General features: G+C 67.8%; 11 protein-coding genes. All 11 read right to left on the bottom strand.

The window, feature by feature from the left end:
• Nucleotides 1-2 precede the first annotated feature (2 nt).
• The 11 genes from ACSFA7_RS06335 to ACSFA7_RS06285 all read right to left on the bottom strand — a co-directional run bounded on the left by ACSFA7_RS06335 (nucleotide 3) and on the right by ACSFA7_RS06285 (nucleotide 20,483).
• Nucleotides 3-12,626, bottom strand: coding sequence for a hypothetical protein (locus ACSFA7_RS06335; protein WP_435498572.1), 12,624 nt, complete (start codon nucleotides 12,624-12,626; stop codon nucleotides 3-5).
• 29 nt (nucleotides 12,627-12,655) lie between these two features.
• Nucleotides 12,656-13,690 carry an EscU/YscU/HrcU family type III secretion system export apparatus switch protein gene (locus ACSFA7_RS06330; RefSeq protein WP_435498571.1) on the bottom strand — a complete coding sequence of 345 codons (1,035 nt, stop codon included), beginning with the start codon at nucleotides 13,688-13,690 and terminating at the stop codon, nucleotides 12,656-12,658.
• 10 nt (nucleotides 13,691-13,700) lie between these two features.
• Entirely contained in the window at nucleotides 13,701-14,480 is a 780-nt protein-coding gene (gene sctT, locus ACSFA7_RS06325) for a type III secretion system export apparatus subunit SctT (protein ID WP_435498570.1), read from the bottom strand.
• A 21-nt stretch (nucleotides 14,481-14,501) separates the two neighbouring features.
• Entirely contained in the window at nucleotides 14,502-14,993 is a 492-nt protein-coding gene (locus ACSFA7_RS06320; RefSeq protein ID WP_435498569.1) for a serine kinase, read from the bottom strand.
• The gene (locus ACSFA7_RS06315) at nucleotides 14,990-16,342 is read right to left on the bottom strand and encodes a FliI/YscN family ATPase (RefSeq protein ID WP_435498568.1); all 1,353 of its coding nucleotides are present in this window, start codon (nucleotides 16,340-16,342) and stop codon (nucleotides 14,990-14,992) included. The genes ACSFA7_RS06320 and ACSFA7_RS06315 overlap by 4 nt, the downstream gene beginning before the upstream one ends.
• Entirely contained in the window at nucleotides 16,339-16,977 is a 639-nt protein-coding gene (gene sctL / locus ACSFA7_RS06310) for a type III secretion system stator protein SctL (protein WP_435498567.1), read from the bottom strand. The genes ACSFA7_RS06315 and sctL overlap by 4 nt, the downstream gene beginning before the upstream one ends.
• Complete coding sequence (locus ACSFA7_RS06305) at nucleotides 16,959-17,657, bottom strand: SctK family type III secretion system sorting platform protein (RefSeq protein ID WP_435498566.1); 699 nt, start codon at nucleotides 17,655-17,657, stop codon at nucleotides 16,959-16,961. The genes sctL and ACSFA7_RS06305 overlap by 19 nt, the downstream gene beginning before the upstream one ends.
• Nucleotides 17,658-17,669: 12 nt before the next feature.
• Complete coding sequence (sctJ, locus tag ACSFA7_RS06300) at nucleotides 17,670-18,446, bottom strand: type III secretion system inner membrane ring lipoprotein SctJ (RefSeq protein ID WP_435498565.1); 777 nt, start codon at nucleotides 18,444-18,446, stop codon at nucleotides 17,670-17,672.
• Nucleotides 18,443-18,877 (bottom strand): hypothetical protein, encoded by a 435-nt coding sequence (locus ACSFA7_RS06295; RefSeq protein WP_435498564.1) that lies wholly within the window; start codon nucleotides 18,875-18,877, stop codon nucleotides 18,443-18,445. Before ACSFA7_RS06295 ends, sctJ begins: the two co-directional genes overlap by 4 nt.
• A gap of 64 nt (nucleotides 18,878-18,941) precedes the next feature.
• A complete protein-coding gene (locus ACSFA7_RS06290) occupies nucleotides 18,942-19,151 on the bottom strand; it encodes a hypothetical protein (protein ID WP_435498563.1) in 210 nt (69 codons plus the stop codon).
• 153 nt (nucleotides 19,152-19,304) lie between these two features.
• Complete coding sequence (locus ACSFA7_RS06285; RefSeq protein ID WP_435498562.1) at nucleotides 19,305-20,483, bottom strand: FHA domain-containing protein; 1,179 nt, start codon at nucleotides 20,481-20,483, stop codon at nucleotides 19,305-19,307.
• Nucleotide 20,484 lies beyond the last annotated feature (1 nt).

Genomic DNA, 20,484 nt, shown 5'->3' with positions numbered 1-20,484 from the left:
GCTCAGGTCGACGCGCTCGCCCCTCCGTTCGGCTTGTTCGGCTTCTTGCCGAGATCGAACAGGTTCGGAATGCCCGAGGGCATCTGTTTGCGTGATGAATCGACATCGAACGACTGGATGCGCGGCAGTTCCCAGAGGTGCGGCGGCAGCGCCGAGCCGGCCGGTGGCGGCGCGGGATGGTAGGCGGCTCCCATGCTGTAGGGGTTGTCGTCCAGGTCCGGCGGCGGCTCCACTTCTTCGGCGGCAAGCTGCCGGAATTTCGATTCTCCGAAATGCTCCGCGCGGCGATGGTCGTGGTCGAACAGGTCGGCGAGCTTCACGCTTTCGTCAACCGCCCGCACCTCCAGGCGATCCACTTCATCCTGCGGCCGGCCCTTGGCCTGTGCAACCCGGACGGCCATGTCGGCATCGAACTCCTTCCGGCCCTGTGCCGCGATGGCCAGTGCGATCGGTCCGCCATCCCGGTTCTTGAGCGGATCCGGCAACCTGCCCGGCGGCATGGTGAGGCCGGGGTCCACGGGCAGCGCTGCGACTTCCGTTGGATGCAGGTCCTGCCAGCCTCGGACCACGTGCAGTTGCGCCACCAGCATCGAGCGGTCGAGCGCCCGGCTGTGTTCGAGCGTCGCGGGGTCCAGCTTCATGCCCTCGGTGGCATACGGCCCCGCGCGCATCCGGTCTTCGACGCCCGCACGCATGTTGCGCAGCTCCTGCACCGCCGAGCGCACCGAGGCGCTGTTGAGCGTGCGCAGGTCCGGCAGCTCCGCGCTTTCGGGCAGTGGCCTGGTGGCCGGCGCCGCCGGTCCGTCCAGCGCCTTCAACTGCTGCCAGATCGCATGCTCCTCGGCATCGACCACGCGCTGCGCGGCCACCCAGTCGGGGCGGCTGGAGGCCTTGATGTGCCAGCCCGCCGCATCGACCATTCGCGGGATGTCCATCGTGTCCTGGCCTGTGTCGGTCGCCGCCCGTGGCGCAAGCCCTGGCAATGAATCCGTCTGGCGCCACAGCTTCGCGAAATCGCTGCGAAGGTCCATGGGCTCGCCGGGCTTCAGCTTCGAGATGGCCTCGGGATCGTGGATCAGCGGGCGTCCGTTCTCGCTGACCAGGAACTGCAGATCGTCGACCTGCACACCGCGATCCTTCAGGGCCCGCCGGATCTCGATCAGGTCGGCGCGGGTCTGCGCGGTCACGAGACGCGGCAAGGCGTCGGCGCCGCTGCCGCGGGTGGCCCCGGGTTCCCGGTGGTAGATGGCCAAGGCTTGGTCGAGATCCGGCAGATCGATCGGCCGTTGCTGCTGGAGCACGTGGTCGTTGCCGAAGCCGGGCCGGTAGCCTTCCAGTTCCGAGCGCACGTTTTCCAGCAGCGTGTAGCGCGCATCGAGTTCCGCGCGCGAACTGGCATGGCCGGCGGAGCCGCCCTCTTCGGTCGTCACCGCGCCAACCCATTTCGCGCTCAGCGGCCGCACGGACGCGAAGGTGCCCTCGCCCAGCGGCGGTTCGGCCAGCACGTCGCTCATCGCGCGTGGCTCGGCCGACTTGCCGTCCCAGAAGTAGCTCTTCTGGTCGTGCGGATTGAAGTAGACGCCCTCGCCTTCGGGCGTCAGTGCCAGCAGTGGCTGCGCATCGCGGATCGAGGCCGGCCGTGTCGATGCCCCATGGAAGGCGACCGGTGCGGCGGTCGACGACGTGGCCTGCGGATCCGCGCCCAGCCATGAGCCGGGGTCCGGATGGTCGTCGACCAGCTTCTGGATATCCGCGGTCCACTTCGCCCGGCCCGCACCGTCGGACAGGTAGAGCCCGCGGTCGGTCTCGAAGATCAGCACGTAGCGGTCGGCGCCGCCCGTCACTGGCGAGCCTTGTTCCAGGCCCACGGCGATGGGGCCGCGCCGGGCCATCGACTCCTGCCCGAACAGGCTCGGAATGTTGGGATTGACGTGTGGCTCCATCAACACCAGCGGTCCGCCGCCGTGCACGCGCGCATAGAAGGCCAGCACCTCTTCCCCTCGCCGCTTGCCCTCGGCGGCCGCTTCCTCGATGGTCAGCATCTTGCCGGCCTTGTTGGTGCCCGGCACCTGCTTCGCATCGGCGTTGAGGTAGGTCGAGAACTGCCAGACGTCGCCGCGTGCCAGCAGGGCTTCGCGCGGCACCTCGCCGGCCTCGAACTTGCCGGCGCGGTAGTACGAGGCAGGCAGTGTCTTCACGTAGTTGCCGTCGATCAGCGCCTCGCGGTGCAGCGCGATGATGCCCAGCGGCTTCGCGCCGAGCGGCGAGCCTTCGGCCGGATAGACGACGTAGGCCATGCGGGTGCCGTCCGTCATCTCCTGCTGCCACTTGCGTGCCATGCCTTCGGGCCCGAGGTTGTTGAAATCGGGGCTCACGGCAAGCTGCCTGGTCAGCGACGCCAGCACCGCGGGTGCATTGCGGTCGCTGAACTGCTCGAGACGCACCACGCGTTCCTCGATACCCAGCACGAAGGGATCGATCCAGTGGCCTTCGCCAACGCGCGCCCCCATGTTGCGCACCTCCGCGCCGAGCGGCGCATCGACGCGCTCGCCACGGCCGTTGGGCGCGAGCCAGTAGCGCTGCTGGGCGTCGAAGTTCTCGTTGGCGTGCGTGCGCCCGTTCGAGACGTCCATCAGCGGCAGTTTCGGCTGCGCGGCCACGAAATGGCCTTCGCCGAGATTCGTCTTCTCTCCCAGCGTGATGGTGCCTTCCACGGCATGCACGCGCGCGCCGAGCTTGTCGCTCAACTGCAGCGCCAGCGATTGCGGCACCGGCGCCGCCGGGTCGGCCGTCTGGCCGGCGCGGCAGATGTAGAGCGCCACCTCCTGCCCGTCGGCATAGCCGGCCGCGCGCATGTCGGCGGCAATGCGCTCCAGGCTCGGCACGTTCGCCTCGTCGGCCATGACGACGAATGCTTTTTCGGGCACAGCCACCTCGATGTCGCGTGCCGGCACCGGACGGCCGTTCGCCGTGGCGTTGCCTTCCAGGTAGTTCAGGTTGGCCGGGCGGTGCACCAGCGGCCTGCCTTGCCAATCCTCCGGTCCGACCCAGCGATACGAGCGCGTGTCCTTGCGAACCTGGGCATCGATCAGCGAGTGATAGCCCTGGGTGCCAGGGCCGTCATCCGCGTAGCGGCTTACCGGTGTCTCGAAGATCGCGACATAGCGAGTCGGTGTTTCTCCGTTGGGCAACCGTGGTCCCCGTTCCTGCACCACGGCCAGCGGTCCGCCGCCGGCCATGCGCGCCTGGCTGTCGAGGCTCTTCGCGTTGACGGTTTTGTCCCAGCCCAGCGTCGGCACCTCCTCGGGCGCCCCGGCGTGCACGCGCGCATAGAAGGCGTCGATGGGCTCCTTGCGGTTCGCCAGCTCGGCCAGCGCCGCATCCATCACCAGCTTCTTCGCGGCCGAGTTGACCACGCCATTGGGGAACGGCGATTTGCCGGTGCGCGAGGTCGCCCGGTCCTCGCTGAGGTAGGTGGAGAACTGCCACACCTTGCCGCGGGCGCGCAATTCCTGCTCGCCCAACGCGCCCGCTTTCACCTCCCCGGCGTACTTGGAGGGGTCGCGCGTTTCGACGTAGTTGTCCCCGACCAGATCATCCTTGTGTACCGCGATGATGCCGATCGGCCGGCGCTCTGTAGCCGAACCCGGCGGCGGGTAGATCACGTAGGCCAGGCGCGTTTTATCGACCTCGATCTCCTTGATCCATTTCTTCGCCAGGCCTTCGGCCCCCAGCTGCATGTAGTCGGGGCTGTACTTCAACTCGTTCGCGAGGTAGGGCAACACGTCGCGCGCATGCTGCGCGTCGAACGGCACCAGTTCGACCGCGCGGTTGAATGGCAGCGACCCGACCGGGCCGTCCTTCGTGCCCAGGTGCAGCGGATCGATGCTCTTGTCCCCCGCCGTCGCCCCCTGGTCGAGCACCTTCTGCGAGAACGGCGCCTGGGCCTCCTGCGTGCGGCCGCCCGCCTCGAGCCAGAAGCGTTGCTGCGCATCGAAGTCCGCATCGGGGGTCACCAGGTGCGGCGCCTTCTGCGAAACGTCGGTCAGCGGCAGGTTCGGCCGTTGCACCACCGGGGCACCCTCGACCGTGTTCCTGGCGCCGAGCACGATGTCGCCATCCACCGCGTGCACGCGCGCACCGATCTTGTTGCTCAGTTCGCGTGCCAGCGATTCAGGCACCGGTGCATTCGCCCGCGCCGGCGTTCCGCCTTCGCAGAGGTAGAGCACCACGTCCTTGCCTTCGGGATAGCCCTTGGCGCGCAGGTCCGCAGCGATGCGCTCCGCGCTCGGCGGATTGCCACGCTCGGCCATCACCAGGATGCTGTCGGGCGGCACGGCCAGCTCGATGTCGCGTGCCGACACTGGCTGTCCCTTGACTGTGGCCTCGCCCTCGAGGTAGTTCAGGTCTGCCGGTCGCATCGGAGCGAGCAGGCTGCGCGAGCCCGGCACCTTGTCGAAAGCATCTTCGATCTTGCCGCGCCACTTGATCGTGCCCTTGCCCTCCGGTCCGTAGAGGCTCGCGTCGGTCTCGTAGATGTAGATGTGGCGTGCCGGTTCACCGTCCGGGAAGTCGGCGCTCTTGAACGGCGAGCTGTCCTCGTAGCCGACGGCAATCGGTCCGCGGCCGACCGTCTGCGACTCCTGGCTGAAGGCACTCTTCACGTTGAATTTGTGGCCTTCGAGTGCGACCGTGACACCGTCCGAGCCGGTGATGAACGGCGCACCGCCGTTGACGCGCGAGTAGAAAGCTTCCACCGGCGCCCCCTTCGCCGCCTCTTGCCGCATCACGTCGTTCATGAACTGCATGCGCGCGGATTTGTTGACCACGCCGTCCGGGTAGCGGTTCTTGTTGGCGCCCAGGTAGGTCGAGAACTGCCACACCTCGCCGCGGGCCTGCAGCGCCTCCTTGCTCGTCTCTCCCGCCGGCTTGCTGCCGCGGTAGAGCGCCGCAGGCAAGGTGTTGCGGTAGCTGTCGCCGAGCAGCGCTTCCTTGTGGACGGAGATCATGCCGATCGGAGCGTCCGAGGCCGGCGTCGATCCGGCGGCCGGATAGATCACGCGTGCGTACCGCGTGCCATTGGCGATCTCGCCGAGCCACTTGTCGATCATTCCCTTTGCGCCGAGCGCGTTGTATTCGGGGCTGACGCCCAGTTCCTTGGCGATCAGCGGGAACACGGCCCGCGCATTCTCCGCATCCATCGGATGCATATCGACCACGCGGTCCTCGATGCCCAGGCGGAGCGGATCGATCCCTTCGTCGTCGACCTTCGCACCCTTGTTGCGCACCGCTTCGCCGAACGGCGCTTCGACCGCATCGGCGCGCTTGCCGGGCTCCAGCCAGAAGCGCTGTTGCGCTGCGAGGTTGGGGTCGGTGTGCGCGCCGTCCAGCAGAGGCAAGTTAGGCAGCGCCCGCACCGGCTGGCCTTGCAGCGTGATCTTCTCGCCCAGCGTGATCGTGCCGTCTACCGCATGCACGCGCGCACCCAGCTTGTTGCCGAGTTCGGTCGCGCGCGACGCGGGCACCGGAGCGGTCGGGTCCGCGCGCTCACCGGCGCGGCACACGTAGAGCACCACGTCCTTGCCGGGCGGATAGCCTGCCGCGCGCATGTCCGCCGCAATCTTGTCGGTGCTCGGCATGTTCGCTTCGTCGGCCATCACCAGGAAGCCCTTTTCGGACACCGCGACCTGGATGTCGCGCGCCGACACCTGGCGTCCGTTGACGGTCACCGTGGTGTTGCCGTCCAGGTAGGTCAGGTCGGCGCGGCGCGGCACGTCCGCGACCAGCCCGCGTGGAATGGTGTCGCTGGCCCGGCCACGGCCGCCTTCGGCATCGGGCCGCAGGCCGGTCAGCACATCGACAATGTCCTGCGCCACCGGCCGGCGCAGGAAGAGGCCGTCGCCGATGGTCTTGTTCTTGCCGTCCAGGTGCTTTTCCCGCAGCCCGATCACGACATCCCTCTGGGCAGGCTCGAGCTTGCTCTCCAGGTCGTCGAAGAATTTCCCCAATTGCTCCTTGCCGCCCTTGGGAATGACCGGCGTGGGGCCGTTCAGCGCCCGTTCGAGCACGCGCGGGAACCAGTCCGGCACCTTCACGGAGTTCGAACTGTCCGAGGACACCTTGAAGTCTTCCGTGCCCTGGCCCTTCACTGACTTGGCAACCTTGGGCGCGTCCTTTCCGGCCTGGAAGCGGACCTCCGCCGAGCCGGCGAGCACCGTCACGTCGAACAGCTTGGGCGGCGCGACCACGAAGGTGCGCCGGCTCGACGGCGTGGCGTCGGGTCGCCCGCGCCCGCCGGTCATGCTGTCGATCAGGTTGCCCTGGCCCGGCACATGGTGGGTCGAGGGCCTGGAGCGCACCAGCCGGTCCGGCACGAGCCCGGAGAACCTGGGGCTCTCGGCGAGTTCGGTGAGCTTGTTGTAGACCGCTTTCTTGATGTTGTAGATGCCACGCTGCGCTGCCCGCTCCAGTTTGTTGTCGGCATAGATGACCCAGACATTGCTGGTGCTGGGGTCGGCCACGCGCCGTTGCCTGCCGGCCAGGTCGGTGAAGGATTCCGTGAACACCTTGCCCGGAACCGACGTGCGGTGATGGTTGCCGCCATGTTCGGGAATGAAGAACTTGATGTTCTTCGGATCGACCATGCCCTTGTCGACCAGGTCCTTGAGCTTCGCCGGATCAGGGTTGTCGATGAAGTCGCGCACCTGGAGCTCGGCCGGATCGTGCAGCCTGCCGGACGCGCGCTCGGGCACGACGATCTGCAGCTTGTACTTCGCGTCGGCAAAGGTTTTCTGGAACTGCTCGAAGAAGCGCGTGGGCACGATGTCGCCTTCACCGATCGCGTCCTTCAGCATCATCTGCCAGCGCCGCTCGAACGAAGGCGTGGGAACGCCGGTCCAGTCCAGCGCCTTCTTCAGCACGGGCAGCAGCGGCGAGAACCGCAGGTCTTCGATGACGCGGTCGAACAGCAGGCTGCTGTCCACCTTCACATGGCCGCCGGGGGTTTCATCGGCCTTGCCACCGAAGAAGTCGAGGTCGCCCTCGGCCAGCTTGAGGGACTTGGCATCCAGTGTCGGGCTCAGTTCCACCTCGACCACCCGGCCCGGTCCCTTGTGGGCATTTCCGACCATCTCTGCGGAGCGCATGTTGACGCCATAGCCCGGCGTGCCCTTGCCGAACAGCTCCTGCTTGGCAACGTTGATCAGGTCCTTCGCGAACACGGTGAAGATGGTGTCGCGGGAGAACGGCATCACGCCCCATTGCAGGAAGCTGGTGCGCCGGTACTCGTCGGGCCGCACCGCCACCGAGGCCTGCGTGCCGAGCGCGTCCTTGAGCGGCGTCATCGAGCGCTTCAGGATGCTGTCGTAGACTGCGCCGGCCACGTCGCTCAGCTTCGAGCGCGTGCCGATCCCGACCGACATCGACTGCATCGTGGGCGAAGCCATGAAGGGCGCGTACTCGCCCACGTTCAGGCGGTTGCGCATCGTCAGTGCCACCCGGAAATCGGGCGGGGCCTTGTACGCGTGCTGCGTGCCGCCGCCATAGACGCCCACCATCTCGTCGCCCGTCAGGTACGACAGGCGCGGGTCGTTGCCCTGGATCGCCGGCCTGGCGAACGGGCTCTCGGGCGTGCGCGCCAGCATCGGCTTGGTCGCCTGCACGATGATCTCGGGCTGCTTGGCGCCAGGGTTCGAGTCGCGCACGATCTTGACGTTGTCCAGGCCCACGCCGCGCAGCCTCACGCGGATGGCCTGGTCCTGCTGCTCTTCGTGCTGTCTTGCCAGCCGCGCTTCCTCGTTCGGTCCTCGCGCGGCCAGGGGATCGGCCGGGGCAATCGTCTTTTGCGTGTCCCGTGCAACCCGGAACTCGACCACGCCACCGGGCGCGAGCGCGGCCGCGGCGCGGGTCTGCGTGTCCAGCCCCGAGACGATCTCGTGGTCTTTCACGTCCACCAGCACAAGGCGGTCGGCGCCCCGCCCTTTGAGGCCTGGCAGGTTGCGCGTGGGCGTGTTGATCTCCACGGGAGGCACCACGGGGAGAGTCGGTCCTGCGGGCGGCTCCGGTTTCTGTGCGTCCCGTGCTTCCTGTGCGGCCTTCGCCTTGATCGCTTTCTGGGCCATGTACGGGTGAAGCGCCACATTGTTCAGCGTGCCCGGAATGGCCTGCAGCGAGGCTGCGATGATCTCGCCCGTGTTCATGTGCCGGCCTTCGTTCGCCTGCGCGATCAGCTCGCCGGTGCCCAGGCTGCTCACGCCGTCGTTGAGGAACTGGGCGCCGATGCCGACACCCGGCAGACTCTTCCCCGACGCCAGCGTCACCTTCAACGGCACCGCGCCCGAGATGGCGCCGGTCAGCGGCGCAGTCGCTACGCCCATGAGTGAGCTGACCGCGGTACCGCTGATGCGCTTGTTACCCTCCTCGGTGCCCAGCTTGCCGTCGAGCCCGACCCGCATCGTTTCCGCGCCCACGCGGCCGGTGCCGTCGACCGCCTGGGACACCAGGCCGGCGCGCGTGCCCACAGCGGCGCGGCCACCGATCCGGAGGGTGGCGCCGGTCGTGAGATCGATGCCCTCCTTTGCCGCGATCCTGGACGTCAGCGCGATGCTCGTACGAATGCCCGCCCCCACGCCCGTCGCGGTCACTGCACTGGAGGCGATGTCGAAGGCCTCGTCCTTCAGCGTGAACTTGACATCGTCCCAGCTGGCCTCGCCCTCGCTCCACTTGTAGCCCAGCGTCAGCAGCGAGGAATGGCCATCGGCATAGATGTCGCGGCCCTTCGCGGCGGCGACAACATCGCCCGCCGTATCCCACAGCTGGTTGACGCCCACTCCGACCGCAAAGCCCACGGCCACGTTGCCGCCGGTGGCGATGGTGGCCGCAATGCCCGCGGCCGCGGACACGGTCATGCGCACCGCGTCGTCGACCACGCTCCAGGTTTCGTTGCTGTCCTGCAGGTCCTCGGCGACCTGCAGCGATTTCAGCCCGTAGCCGTCCATGAATTCGTTTTGCTGGCGTGCGTACTCGGAGGCCGAGATCTTTCCCGATGCAAGGTCGTTCTTGAGCTGCTTCGCCCTGTCGAGCTGCTCCTTCGTGTATTTCTGCGCGTCCTCCGACTCGTTGCTGAACACATCGCGCAGCCAGGTCTGGCTTTCGATGCCCTTGTCGATGCCCTCCAGGTCTTTCTGGACCCGCGCGACATCGTCTTCGCTGATCTTCTTGAGCGCGCCCTCGGCCTCGTATTTCGTCCCCAGTGCCGCCTTCAGCTGCAAGCCCTGCGGCGTCGACGCCATCAGCCTGTCGCGCTCGGCCTGCCGCGCCTCGGCAGCGCGCACGCTGCTGGTCGGCATGGTCTGGCCCAGATCGTCGAGCTGCTTCTTGAGTTCGGGATTGCGCTGGTTCCACGCCGCGATGTAGTCGTCGGCCAGCTTGGCGTTCCTGAAAGTCCGAGCCTTCTGCAGATCGTCGATCTGCTGCGACAGCTTTTCGCTCGCCTCCTTGTTGTCCTCGCTGTACTTGCTCTCCGCTTCCTTCAGCGCCTCCGGGTCCGCGCGGTCGCGGGCGGACAGCGTGAGCAGGAACTGGCTGTGCTTCTTGTCCTCGCCATCGACCAGTCCGCCGATCCGCAGCTTGGTCGCGTCGTCGTTCAGCTTGTCGAGCTCGCCCTGCTGCGCAAAGGTTTCGGAGAAGGCGTCCGGGTTCGCCTTGACCCAGGCATTCTTCTTTTCCTGCAGCCGGTCGATGTCGCCCTGCTTCACGTTGATGTCGGTGCGCTGCTTGGCGATCGAGGCGTCGCTGAAGCCGATGTTGGCGCGCTGCTCGGCGTCGCTGGCTTCATTGCGGCGCAGCCAGGCGTCGCGCGCAGGGCGCTCCGCGGCGGTGATGTCCTTGTCGCCGTATTTGTCGAAGTGCTTCTGCTGCCACTCGAAGGCTTCCCAGGCGATGTCGTGTTCCTGCTTGGCGTCATGGAAGATGCGCGTCGCGGGTTTCTGGCCCTCGGCCTTCATCTTCTCGGCGGTCTTGGGGTCGATGCCCTGCCACATCCAGACGTCGTCCTTCCACTTCTCGAACTCCGTCTGCAGGTTCTGGTCGGCCTGGACCTTGGCCTCGCCCTTTTGCTGCTTGTCGAGCTGGGCCTTCAGAAAGTCCACGTCCTTGTCGGCGGCGGGCACCAGGCGGTCGACCCGGTCCGACAGCGCCAGCACCTCGTCCAGGTCCTTGGTTGCCGCCGCGAACTCCGCGCTGCCCGGCCGCGCAACGGAGAGCCGCTGGTAGGCGTTGGAGGCCATGGTGTCGACCACCACCTGCTGGCGCTTGGTAAGCGCCGAAGCAGCCTTGCCCTGCGCGATGTCGGCCTCGCCGCTCGCCGTGGCGCGCTGCGACACCAGCTGCCTGCGCTGGGCCTGCAGCTCCGTTGTCGGTTCGCCCATGCGGTTGTAGAGGCGGATCGACTCGTTCAGCTTGGTGATCTGCTTGTCGTAGTCGCCCACGCTCGCGAGCTTCTGGTCGGCCTGCTGCTGTGCATAGCCGATGCCGCCCTTCACCTCCTTGATCTCGTACTTTCCGGTCTCGGTGTTGAACTGGCGAACCTGGAAGGCCGCGTCCGCTTCGACCACCTGTCGCACGTCGCGATCGTGGCGCGGGTCGTGCGTCTCGATCACCGTGCGGTTGGTGGTGGGGTCGAAGATCGTGCGCGTCTCGATGCCTCCGTTGTCGGCGCTCGCGGGCCGCACATCGACGGTTCCGGCCGGCAGCGCGGCCAGCACCTGCTCCGGCGTCAGGCCCAGGTTCTTGGCCACTTCCGCGACGCTCTTCTTGTCGTCGAAGATCGCCTTGCGGGCCGCCTCGCCGGTTCCGCTCCTGGCTTCGGGCTCGCCCATCAGGACCGTGCGGCGCCCGCTCGCGCTGGTCGCCACCACGTTCAGCGAGCCGTCGGCCGCGGTCTTCTTCTCGAGCGAGGTGCCGTCCGCGTTGAAGGTCTTGACGGTGGTCGGCACACCGGCCACGACCAGGTTCTGTCCGGGCTTGAGCGCCTTGCCGTAGTCGACGTCGGGGTTCAGCGCCAGCAGTTGTTCGGGCGTCAGGCCCGCGGCCTTGGCGACATCCAGATAGCCTTCGCCCTCTTCGACGGGGCGCAATACCGGCGCGCCCGTGAGATCGGTCGTGGTCTCGGTGCGCTTGCCATCCGCGCCGATGGTCGAGTCCGTGCGAGTGCCGGCCTTGGTGTCGATCACGTGCGTGACGTTGTTGCCGGTCTTCTCGTCCTTCACCGTCTGGCTCAGCAGGCCGTTGCCGTCCTGCGTGACCGCGGCGGTCTTGCGGCCACCCGGCGCCGCCGGGTCCGCGAACGAGCTGTTTACCGTGACGGAGCCACTGTGGTAGTCGTTGGTGTAGGAAAGCGAGGCGTCGCCCTTCTTCACGGTGGTGACCTCCACGTCGGTGCTGGGCTTGCTCGATTCGATCCTGATGCCCGCCGCGTTGGCCTCCGCAATCACCTTGTCGGCACTGATGTTCCGCTCGCGCGCGATCTGGTCCACGCTCTTGCCGTCGGCAATGGCGGAAAGCGTCTTCGTGACCTCCGGCGTCACCGCCTGGGGCTTTGAGAACGCCGAAATGAATGGCGAGGCCGGCACCGTGGCCGGCGACCCGGCCGGCGTGGTGGAGGCCGGCGGCGGAAACGACGCGAGCTTCAGGTCCGGCGATGTCAACGTCGGTGCCAGCAGCAGGCTGTTCGGGGTCGACGCGGAGCGCGGCGACACCTGCAGCAACTGCAGCAGCGGCGAGTGCAGCGGGTCCGTCCCGATCACCGGCGTGGCCTGCACGGTCTGCACCGCCGGTGCCGCCGGCAGCTGCGGCGCAATGGTCGTCGTCGTCGCTGGCGGGCTGCCGTAGAACTCCGTCTGCGCCTGCGTGCCGATGGCGGTGGTGAACCGGGTGTTCGCCGTCCTGGCATCAGCCCTGAGGCTGGTGGCGCTGGTTTGCGCTTCCGTGAGCGCGGCGCGATCCTTCTCGGTGGTCGCGGCCGGTGGCTGGCTCGGTGGCGGCGTCAGTTTCGCCAGCTTGGCTTCCGCGTCCTGTGCCTTGCTTTCCTTCTCCTGGGAATCGGCGTAGAGCTTCGACAGATCGCTGGTGCGCTTCGCGCTGTCTCGCTGGGCCTGTGCGTCCTTGGCCTTCTGGGCCGTCTCTGCCGAGGCCTTGGCCCCGGGGCTCTTGACCTCTTCCTCCTTCTGCGCGATCTGCGCCTTGAGCAGGGAGACATCCTTGTTTTTAAGGGCGGCGTCGGCGCCTTCGTTCCTTGCGCGCGCATCCATCAGCTTGGCGTCCTGCGCGGCCTTCTGAGCGGCCTCGGCGGTGGCCTTCGACTGGGCGCGCTGCGCCTCGGCGGCTTCGGCCTTCTGCTTGGCTTCCTGGGCCTTTTTCTGCGCCTCGACGGCGCGCTTCTGGGCCTGCTCGGCCTGTCGCTGCGCGTCGATCAGCTTCTGGCGCTGCTCCTCGAGCTGGCGCTGCAGTTCACGCGCCCGCGCTTCGGCCGCGGCACGCGCAGCGGCCTCGGCGGCCGCCCGCGCCGCGGCCAGAGCCGCTGCATTTGCTGCGTTGTTGCCACCACCGGCGTCCACAAGCATGACCATGATGTGTTCCTTTCAATCGTCGATTTCTGTCAGGATTCGTTGCCCTGCGCCCAGCGCAGCAGCTTGGCCACGGGCGCATACAGCGCGCGTGGAATCGGCTGGTCCTCCGGCACTTCTTCGTAAATGCGCTCGGCCAGCGTGGGTTCGAACTCAGTGGGAATCAGGCCTTCGCTTGCGAAGCGCCGGATCTGCGCGGCCACCTCGCCCTCCCCGCGCGCGATCACGCGCGGCAGGTCGGTCTCCCCGAGGTATTGCAGGGCGATGGCGATGCGCGGGGAATGGATCACCGCCGACGACGCACGCACCCGGTCGTTCAGGCTCATGTACACCGCCTCGAAATGGGCCGAGCGCCGGCGCGAGCGGTTGATGGGGTCGCCCTCCATCTCCTTGTATTCCTGGCGGATGTCCTCGATGGACATGCGCTGCTGCTTCATGAACTCGTGGTGCTCGTGCGTGTAGTCGACCATCGCCATCACCGCGTAGATCACCACCGCCCAGCCGAAGGCGACCAGCACCATGTGGGCCACCGTCGTCATGATGGCCTCCGGCCCCGCATAGCCCAGCTTGAGCGCCGTGTCGATGAAGCCGCGCACCACCACGTACATCAATGCCGCGAGCAGCGCGGTCTTGGTGCTCATCTTCAGCAGGTTGATCAGGCTGCGCGTGGAGAAAAGGCGCGTCAGCCCCTCGGCCGGGTTCATGCGGCTCACGTCGGGCTTCAGGCGCTCCCACGCGGACACGCCGCCGACCTGGAAGAGCGAACCCACGATGCCCGCGGCCGCGGCAATCGCCATGATCGGCAACGTGCCCCACACCAGCGTCTCGCCCGTTTGCAGCAGCAGCTCCGCAAAACGGTCGTCGGGGTTGGTCAGCAGGGTGACGCTGGTCGCATGCAGCCACAACTCGCGCAACAGGGCGTAGATCAGCCTGCCGCCCAGCCACAGCGACACCACGACCACGACGAACACCACGGTCGAAGCCACGTCGGTGCTGAACACCACCTCGCCGCGCTTGCGCGCATCGCGCAGGCGCTTGTCGGTGGGGTCCTGGTCTTTCTCTGCCATGCCTTGTCCGCTACAGCGTGGACCGCAGGAAATGCAGCACGCTGTTCTCGGGCCGCAGAAAGTCCTGCAGCGACTCGTACACGAAGAACAGGAACAGCAGCATCATCAGGTGCGCCACCAGGCTCTTGAGCGGCTGCGCAAAGACGAACACGTTGAGCTGAGGCGCCACCCGGCCCACCAGGCCCACGCCCAGTTCCACCAGCAGCAGCACCACGATGACGGGCGAGGCCAGCTTCACGATCCACAGGAACAGCGTGTCGCCCTGGCGCACCGCGAACTGCTCCAGCACCACGCCCAGGTTGGGAAAGAAGGACGCGACCGGCCAGAGGCGGTACGAATCGACCACCGCCCCCAGCATCGCGAGCAGCCCCCCGCCCGACACAAAAAGCGTGATGACCACCCAGCCCAGGAATTCGCTGGTCGGCCCGTTCTCGTGCCCCGCCACGGGGTCGAAGAAAGACGCGTTGCTGGAGCCGGTCTGGAAATCGATCAGGTCGCCCACGCTCTGGATCGCCCAGATGAAGATGCCGAAGCCCAGGCCGAGCATCACTCCGATCAGGGCCTCCTTCCCGGCGATGAGCACCCAGGTGGCCATCGAGAGGGGCGGCATCTCGCCCGCCACCGGCGACATGAAGATCGCGAGCATCAGCAGGATGCCGTTGCGCACGACGCCGGTGATCATTCCGCCCGACAGGAAAGGCACGACCGCGAAGATCGCGAACAGCCGCGGCAGCGTGAGCACCACGGCCGAGAAGAACTGCTCCATGTGGCCGAGTTCGAAGCTTTCCATGGTTGTTGCTTCTTCCCTTGCCTAGGCGGGCCGCTGCATGGCCCAGGCCTGCGCAGTGCTCTCTTCGTTGGCGTCTTCGAGCCGCAGCTCCTGCAGATGCAGGCGCTCGGTGCGCGCGCGCTGCTGCATCTGCTGGGCCTTTTCGAGCTCGCCGCTGGCGGCGCGCAGTTGCCGGCGGCTTTCTTCAAGCACCTGTTCGCGCTCGGTGTGCGCCCTCGCGGCCTCGGCGGCGGCCTCGCCGGCCTGGGCGATCTGCGCATCGAGCGCGCCGCTCCATGCGCCCGCGCTGCGGAATTCCGCCACGCTGCACTGGCCGCCCGACAGCGCGCCCCGCGTGGCCTCCCAGTGCTGCAGCTTGTTCTGCACCTGTTGCTGCTGCCGGGCCTCGGCCTGCTGCAGCTGCGCCTGGCTTTCCTCGGCGGCGGCGCGCTCGCGCACGACCACGCCCATCGCGGCGGTTTTCTGCCGCTCGCGCACGTCGACCAGGAGCTTCCAGTCGATGCTGCTGCTCATCGTGCAGCCTCCGCCCGCGGGGCATGGCGCAGCAATGCGGCCAGCGACTGATCGAAGGGCTGGCTGCTCTTGGGCGGCTGCGAGAGGAAGTCGAGCATCGCGGGCCGCGCCTGGATCGCCTCGTCGGCCAGCGCGTCGCTGCCCGCCTTGTATTCGCCGATCTGCACCAGCAGCTCCATCTCCTGGTACTTGGCCAGAAGGCTGCGAAAGTGCGCAGCCGCCGCGCCGTGCTCGCGCGAAGTCACCAGCGGCATCACGCGGCTGATGCTGGCCAGCACGTCGATGGCCGGGTAGCGGTTGGCCGCCGCGATCTTGCGCGACAGCACGATGTGGCCATCGAGGATGGAGCGCACCTCTTCGGCAATGGGGTCGTTCTCTTCGTCGCCTTCGGTCAGCACCGAATACACCGCCGTGATGGAGCCGGTCTTGCCCTGCCCCGCGCGCTCCAGCAACTGCGGCAGCATCGAGAAGATCGACGGCGGGTAGCTGCGCCGCGTGGGCGGCTCGCCGCTGGCCAGGCCGATCTCGCGCTGGGCGCGCGCAAAGCGGGTGAGCGAATCGACCAGCAGCAGCACCTTCTTGCCCTGGTCGCGAAAGTGCTCGGCGATGGTGGTCGCCACATAGGCCGACTTGATGCGCTCCATCGGCGGCCGGTCGGAGGTGGACACCACCATCACCGTCTTGGCCAGCCCTTCGGGGCCGAGGTTGTGCTCGATGAACTCCTTCACCTCGCGCCCGCGCTCGCCGATCAGCGCGATCACGTTGACCTCGGCCGTGGAGCCGCGCGCCAGCATGCCGAGCAAGGTGCTCTTCCCGACGCCGGGCGGCGCGAACACGCCCACGCGCTGGCCTTCGCCGAGCGTGAGCAGCGTGTCGACGGCGCGGATGCCGGTGGCCAGCGGCGCATCGATCATGCGTCGCGCGAGCGGACTCACCGGCTCGCGGTGCACCGGCAGCCGCGTATGGGTGGTGAGCGGCCCGAGCGCATCGATCGGCTGGCCCAGCGCGTCGAGAACGCGGCCCAGCAGGCTGGCGCCGACCGGGCAGACATGGCCGCGCCCCGTAGGCACCACCTCGGTCAGCGCCGAGATGCCGGTGATGGGACCCAGCGGCGTGAGGATGGCGGTGTTGTTGCGAAAGCCCACCACCTCGGCCAGGAGCGGCGGCTCGCCCGGCGTCACCAGTTCGCACAGCTCGCCCACGTGGGCCTGGATGCCGGTGGCATCGATCAGCATGCCGACCGCCTTGCTCACCCGCCCGCGCATGCCGACCGGCATCGCCCGGCCGAACACCTGCTCCAGGTCGGCGACCAGGCCGAGTGCGGCGTCGGACAGGTCGTGCGTGCTCATCGCTTGCCCTCCGGGCCATCGGCCATGCCGCCGCGTTCGACCGCGCGGCGGAATGCTTCGAGCTGGGCGTCCACGCCCAGCTCGAGCGTTCCCGACGCGGTCTGCACCACGCAGGCACCGACCGCCAGGGCCGGGTCGGCCACGACGCTGACCGTCATGGTCCACTGCGACTCGGTGCGCAGGCGCGCCAGCACCTCGCGCATGGAGCTTTCCTGCGCAGGGGCCACGCGCACGCTGATGAAAGGTTCGCTGCGGATCAATGTGTCGACGCGCATCAGCGCAGCCTCGAACAGCGTTTCGGGCCGGGCATCCGCGATGAACTTGCCCACCGCCTTGACCACGATCTGCGCCATCGCGCTGCGCAGCGAGTGCAGTTGCCGCTCGGCCGCCATGGTCTCGGAAACCAGCTGCCGCGCGTACTCGGCCTTGGCACGCTTCAGGCCGTCTTCATAGCCGCGCTGGCGGCTCGCCTCGGCATCCGAGATCGCCTGCTGGGTGATGCGGCGCGCTTCCTGGCGCGCGGTGTCCACCACGGCCGATGCATCGAGCAGGGCCGCGTACTCGTTCTCTTTGAGCACCTTGCGCTCGCTCAGGAGCTGCAGGTTCTCGGTGGTGATCAGAAAAGCCAGTCCCATTGCGGCAGTCTTTCGGGAACGATGCAGGAGAGCATCAGTTCGTTGAGTTGCAGGGCCTGGCGCGGCTCGAATTGCGGCACGCCCAAGGCAGAAATCCGCCGCGGCAGCTTGTGCTTGAGGCGGTGCAGGACGGTCTCCCCTTCGGAAGCCGCGGCGCCCAGCAGCAGGCGATAGCCGCGGTCGAGCACCACGCGGCCGGTGGAGAGGGGCCGCTGCTGCACCATGGCGCTGTCCATGCGCAGCTCGGTGAGCTGGGGCACGCGGTCGAGCACGAAGTCCACCGCATCGCGGTCGAATCGGCGGGCCTGGCGGCGAATCTGCAGGCCGGCACCGCCACGCACCCTGAAGAGCGGCAGGTGGACGCAGAACCCGAGGTAGGCCGCCAGGCGGCGCAGCGAGGCGGCATCGAGCAGCGCCAGCCGCTTGAGCCGCGAATCGAAGTTGTAGTCGGTCGCCGCATTCGCCGGCGCCTGTCCGCACCGCAGCATGTCGGCGAGCACGGCGAGCCCTGCCGGCCCCATGCGCGCGAGCGAACGATGCCGCGCCGGCCAGTTCGCCGGCAACCAGCTCGGGTGCAGGTCGGCCTCGGGATGCAGGTTGAAGCGCATCACCAGGCGCACCAGGTCCATCGGGCCGGGCGCGGCCGCGGTGGGAGGGAGTGCGGGGGGCGATGCAGCCATGGCCTTGCGTGCTCAGCGCCTGAGCACCTGGCGGCGCATCCAGCTGCGCCAGTCCAGCCCTTGCCTGCGCAGCAATGCCGGCAGCACCATCAGGCACACCGCCGCGAGCAGCAGCAGGCCCAGCAGCACCATGGCCGTCTGCGTCGTGAAGAGGCCCAGCACCATCGGGGAATCCGCCGCATTGGCGGCGGATATCGCGCTCGACGTGCGGCGCGCCTCGAACAGAGACAGCGACACCTGGTCGTGCGTGAGCCCCTCGATGCTGTGCGCGACCATGTCCTTCACCGCCGGGGAAAGCAGCCGCAGATCGACGTCGGGCCGGTGCTTGATGAACACCGCCGCGGACGAGGGCCGGATCTTCTCGCTCAGCGGGTCGTTGGCCGGAATGACCACGTGCACGCGCGCGTCCACCACGCCGTCGATGCTGCGCAGCGTCTGCGCCAGCTCCTGCGAGATGGCGTAGATGTAGCGCATGCGCTCTTCGGAGGGCGTGGACACCAGCCCCTGCTTCTGGAACACCTCGCCCATGCTTGCGAAGCGCTCGGCAGGCAGGCCCTGCACCCGCAAGACGTCGAGTGCGCGGCTCAGGCGGTCTTCGTCCACTTCGACCTGCCAGCTGGTTCCTTCGAGCTTCGTCTTGGTGGCGCCGATGCCTTCGTTGGACAGGGCCGCGACGATCTCGTTGGCCTCCTGCTCCTTGAGGTTGGAATACAGCGCGACCTTGCAGCCCGTCAGTGCGAGCAGCAGCAGGAGCCCTGCAAGCAGGCGCATGCGAATGTGCAGCCTCATTGCTGGTTCTTCAACAGGCTGCCGAACAGGCTGGTTGCGGCGCTGGCCAGCCCGGTGGAAATGTGCATCTTGGCGAACATCATGTTCGCCTCCATCGCGTGATCGGTCATCACGAACATGGTCTTGATGGGGTCCGCGAAATCGATGGACTCCAGCATGCTCTTGCGCATGTCCTCGATCGAACGCACGTTGCCCGACAACTGCGCGGCGAGCGACTTGGCCGCATCGCCGATCGCGCTGGGCGTGGCCGTTCCCGCTGGCGGCGCCTGCACTCCTTGCATCATGTTGGCGAACATGCGCGTGTCGCCCGGCTCGAAGCGCGTGGGACCCGCGCCCTGCTGCGCCGGATTCCCGGCGGAGGTCGCCGCGGCGGCATTGGCGACTTCAGGTGGGGGCGCGCCGATGGCTGCCGAGGCAATGGGATCGGTCATGGTTCACTCCTCTGAAAGAAAAAAGGGCCGCGCGAAGCCCTGCGGCTTCGCGCGTGCCTCGCCGTCAACTCTGCTTGGCCGATTGGCGAATGTCGTTGCCGGTGGATTTCGCCACTTCCGTGCCGGCGGCATTGGCACCATTCACCGTCTGGGCCGTGGAGGACGCTGCGGAGATGGCAGCGCCCGCGGCCATGCTGACGCTCATCAGCCTGGCCTGGTCGGCGGCGGCCTGTTGCATTTGCTGGATAGAGGTATCGACTCCATTGGTAGCCATAGGGAAACTCCTGTCATGGTTGAGGTTGTGTCGTTTCGGGACGCAAGCGCTCCATCCTTGGGAGGACGAAGCCATTCCATGGACGCGCCGGTGGCATCGCCTCATGAAATCGGGGGCGGCGGGGTTCGCAGACGGCATCGGGCTGCACGTCTTTCACCTCACCGGTTTCTTGTTGGGCACGCCGCCGCTCAGCACCAGGCCGTCGGCGTCGATGCGCTTGATTTCGGCGCCTGAGCGCAGCACGGAGCCCTCGTAGTAGCGATTGCCGTTCGCGAGCTGGATGTGGCGCAGGCCATCGCCGTCTTCGGTGATGCTCACCATGCGGGCCGGCAGCGCGCTCTGCAGGTTGTCCCACTGCGTGCGCATCTCGTCGTCCCTGGCCTCAGGCTTCGGCTTCTCGCGGTACGACACCTTGTCGACCACCAGCACCGAAGGATGCAGGTCTTCGCCGAGCCGGCGAATCTTTTCCCGCACGGTGGCGTCCTCGACCGTGCCGCTCAGTACCAGGCGGCCCTGGCCGGTGTAGGTGACGGCCACGCCCGGGTCGCCGACGTAGCGGCGCGCCTGCTCGACCATGTCCTCGGCCGAATGCACGTTGACGCTGACCTTGGTGCCGAAGCGCGCCATCGCCTGCTCCAGCGTCTGCCGCCGCTGCTTCGACTCCACATAGCCCTTGACGCCGAACTGCCCGCCGGGCGCCGCGATCACCTCGACCTCGGGGAAGGGCACCAGCGCCTTTTCCACCTCGGCAAGGTTCACGCTGCCATTGCCGCCGCCCATGCCGCCGCGGTCCAGGCCCAGCGAGACCGCCGCGATGCCGATCACCGCGAGCAGCGCCAGGACGCCGCCCACCAGCAGTCCCACGCGCCGCGCGTTCGATGCGGGCTCCGGCGCTTCGGCGCGGTCGTCGGCCGATGCGTCGTGGGCCGGCGCGAACATCCGGTCCTCCCGCGCGTTGACGGGATAGGTGCGGTCGAGCTGGAAGTCGATCTTTCCCACGCTCACGATGTCGCCGGCCACCACGCTCTTGCGCGGCTGCTGCATCTCTTGGCCATTGAGGCGCGCCGAGGCGGTGCCCAGGCGCTGCATCGACACCACCAGCTCGCCCACGGTGAAGGCCAGGTGGCGCGGCAGCACGTCGCCGCCCGGCAGCATCACTTCGCATTCGCCGCCCGAGCCCAGCACATTGATGCCGGGCTTGAGAACGATGGTGCGGCCCTTCACCGCACCGCTCAGGAAGCGCAGGCACCAGCCGGCGGCCTGCGCCTGCATGGCCTGCGGCGCCGGGGCCGCGGCACCGGGGTTGTCGTCGAACGGAATGTCGCCGCTCATG

It is taken from the genome of Variovorax trehalosi (assembly GCF_051216415.1).
Taxonomy (GTDB): Bacteria; Pseudomonadota; Gammaproteobacteria; order Burkholderiales; family Burkholderiaceae_C; genus Variovorax.
This window is presented reverse-complemented; position numbering and strand designations above follow the sequence as displayed.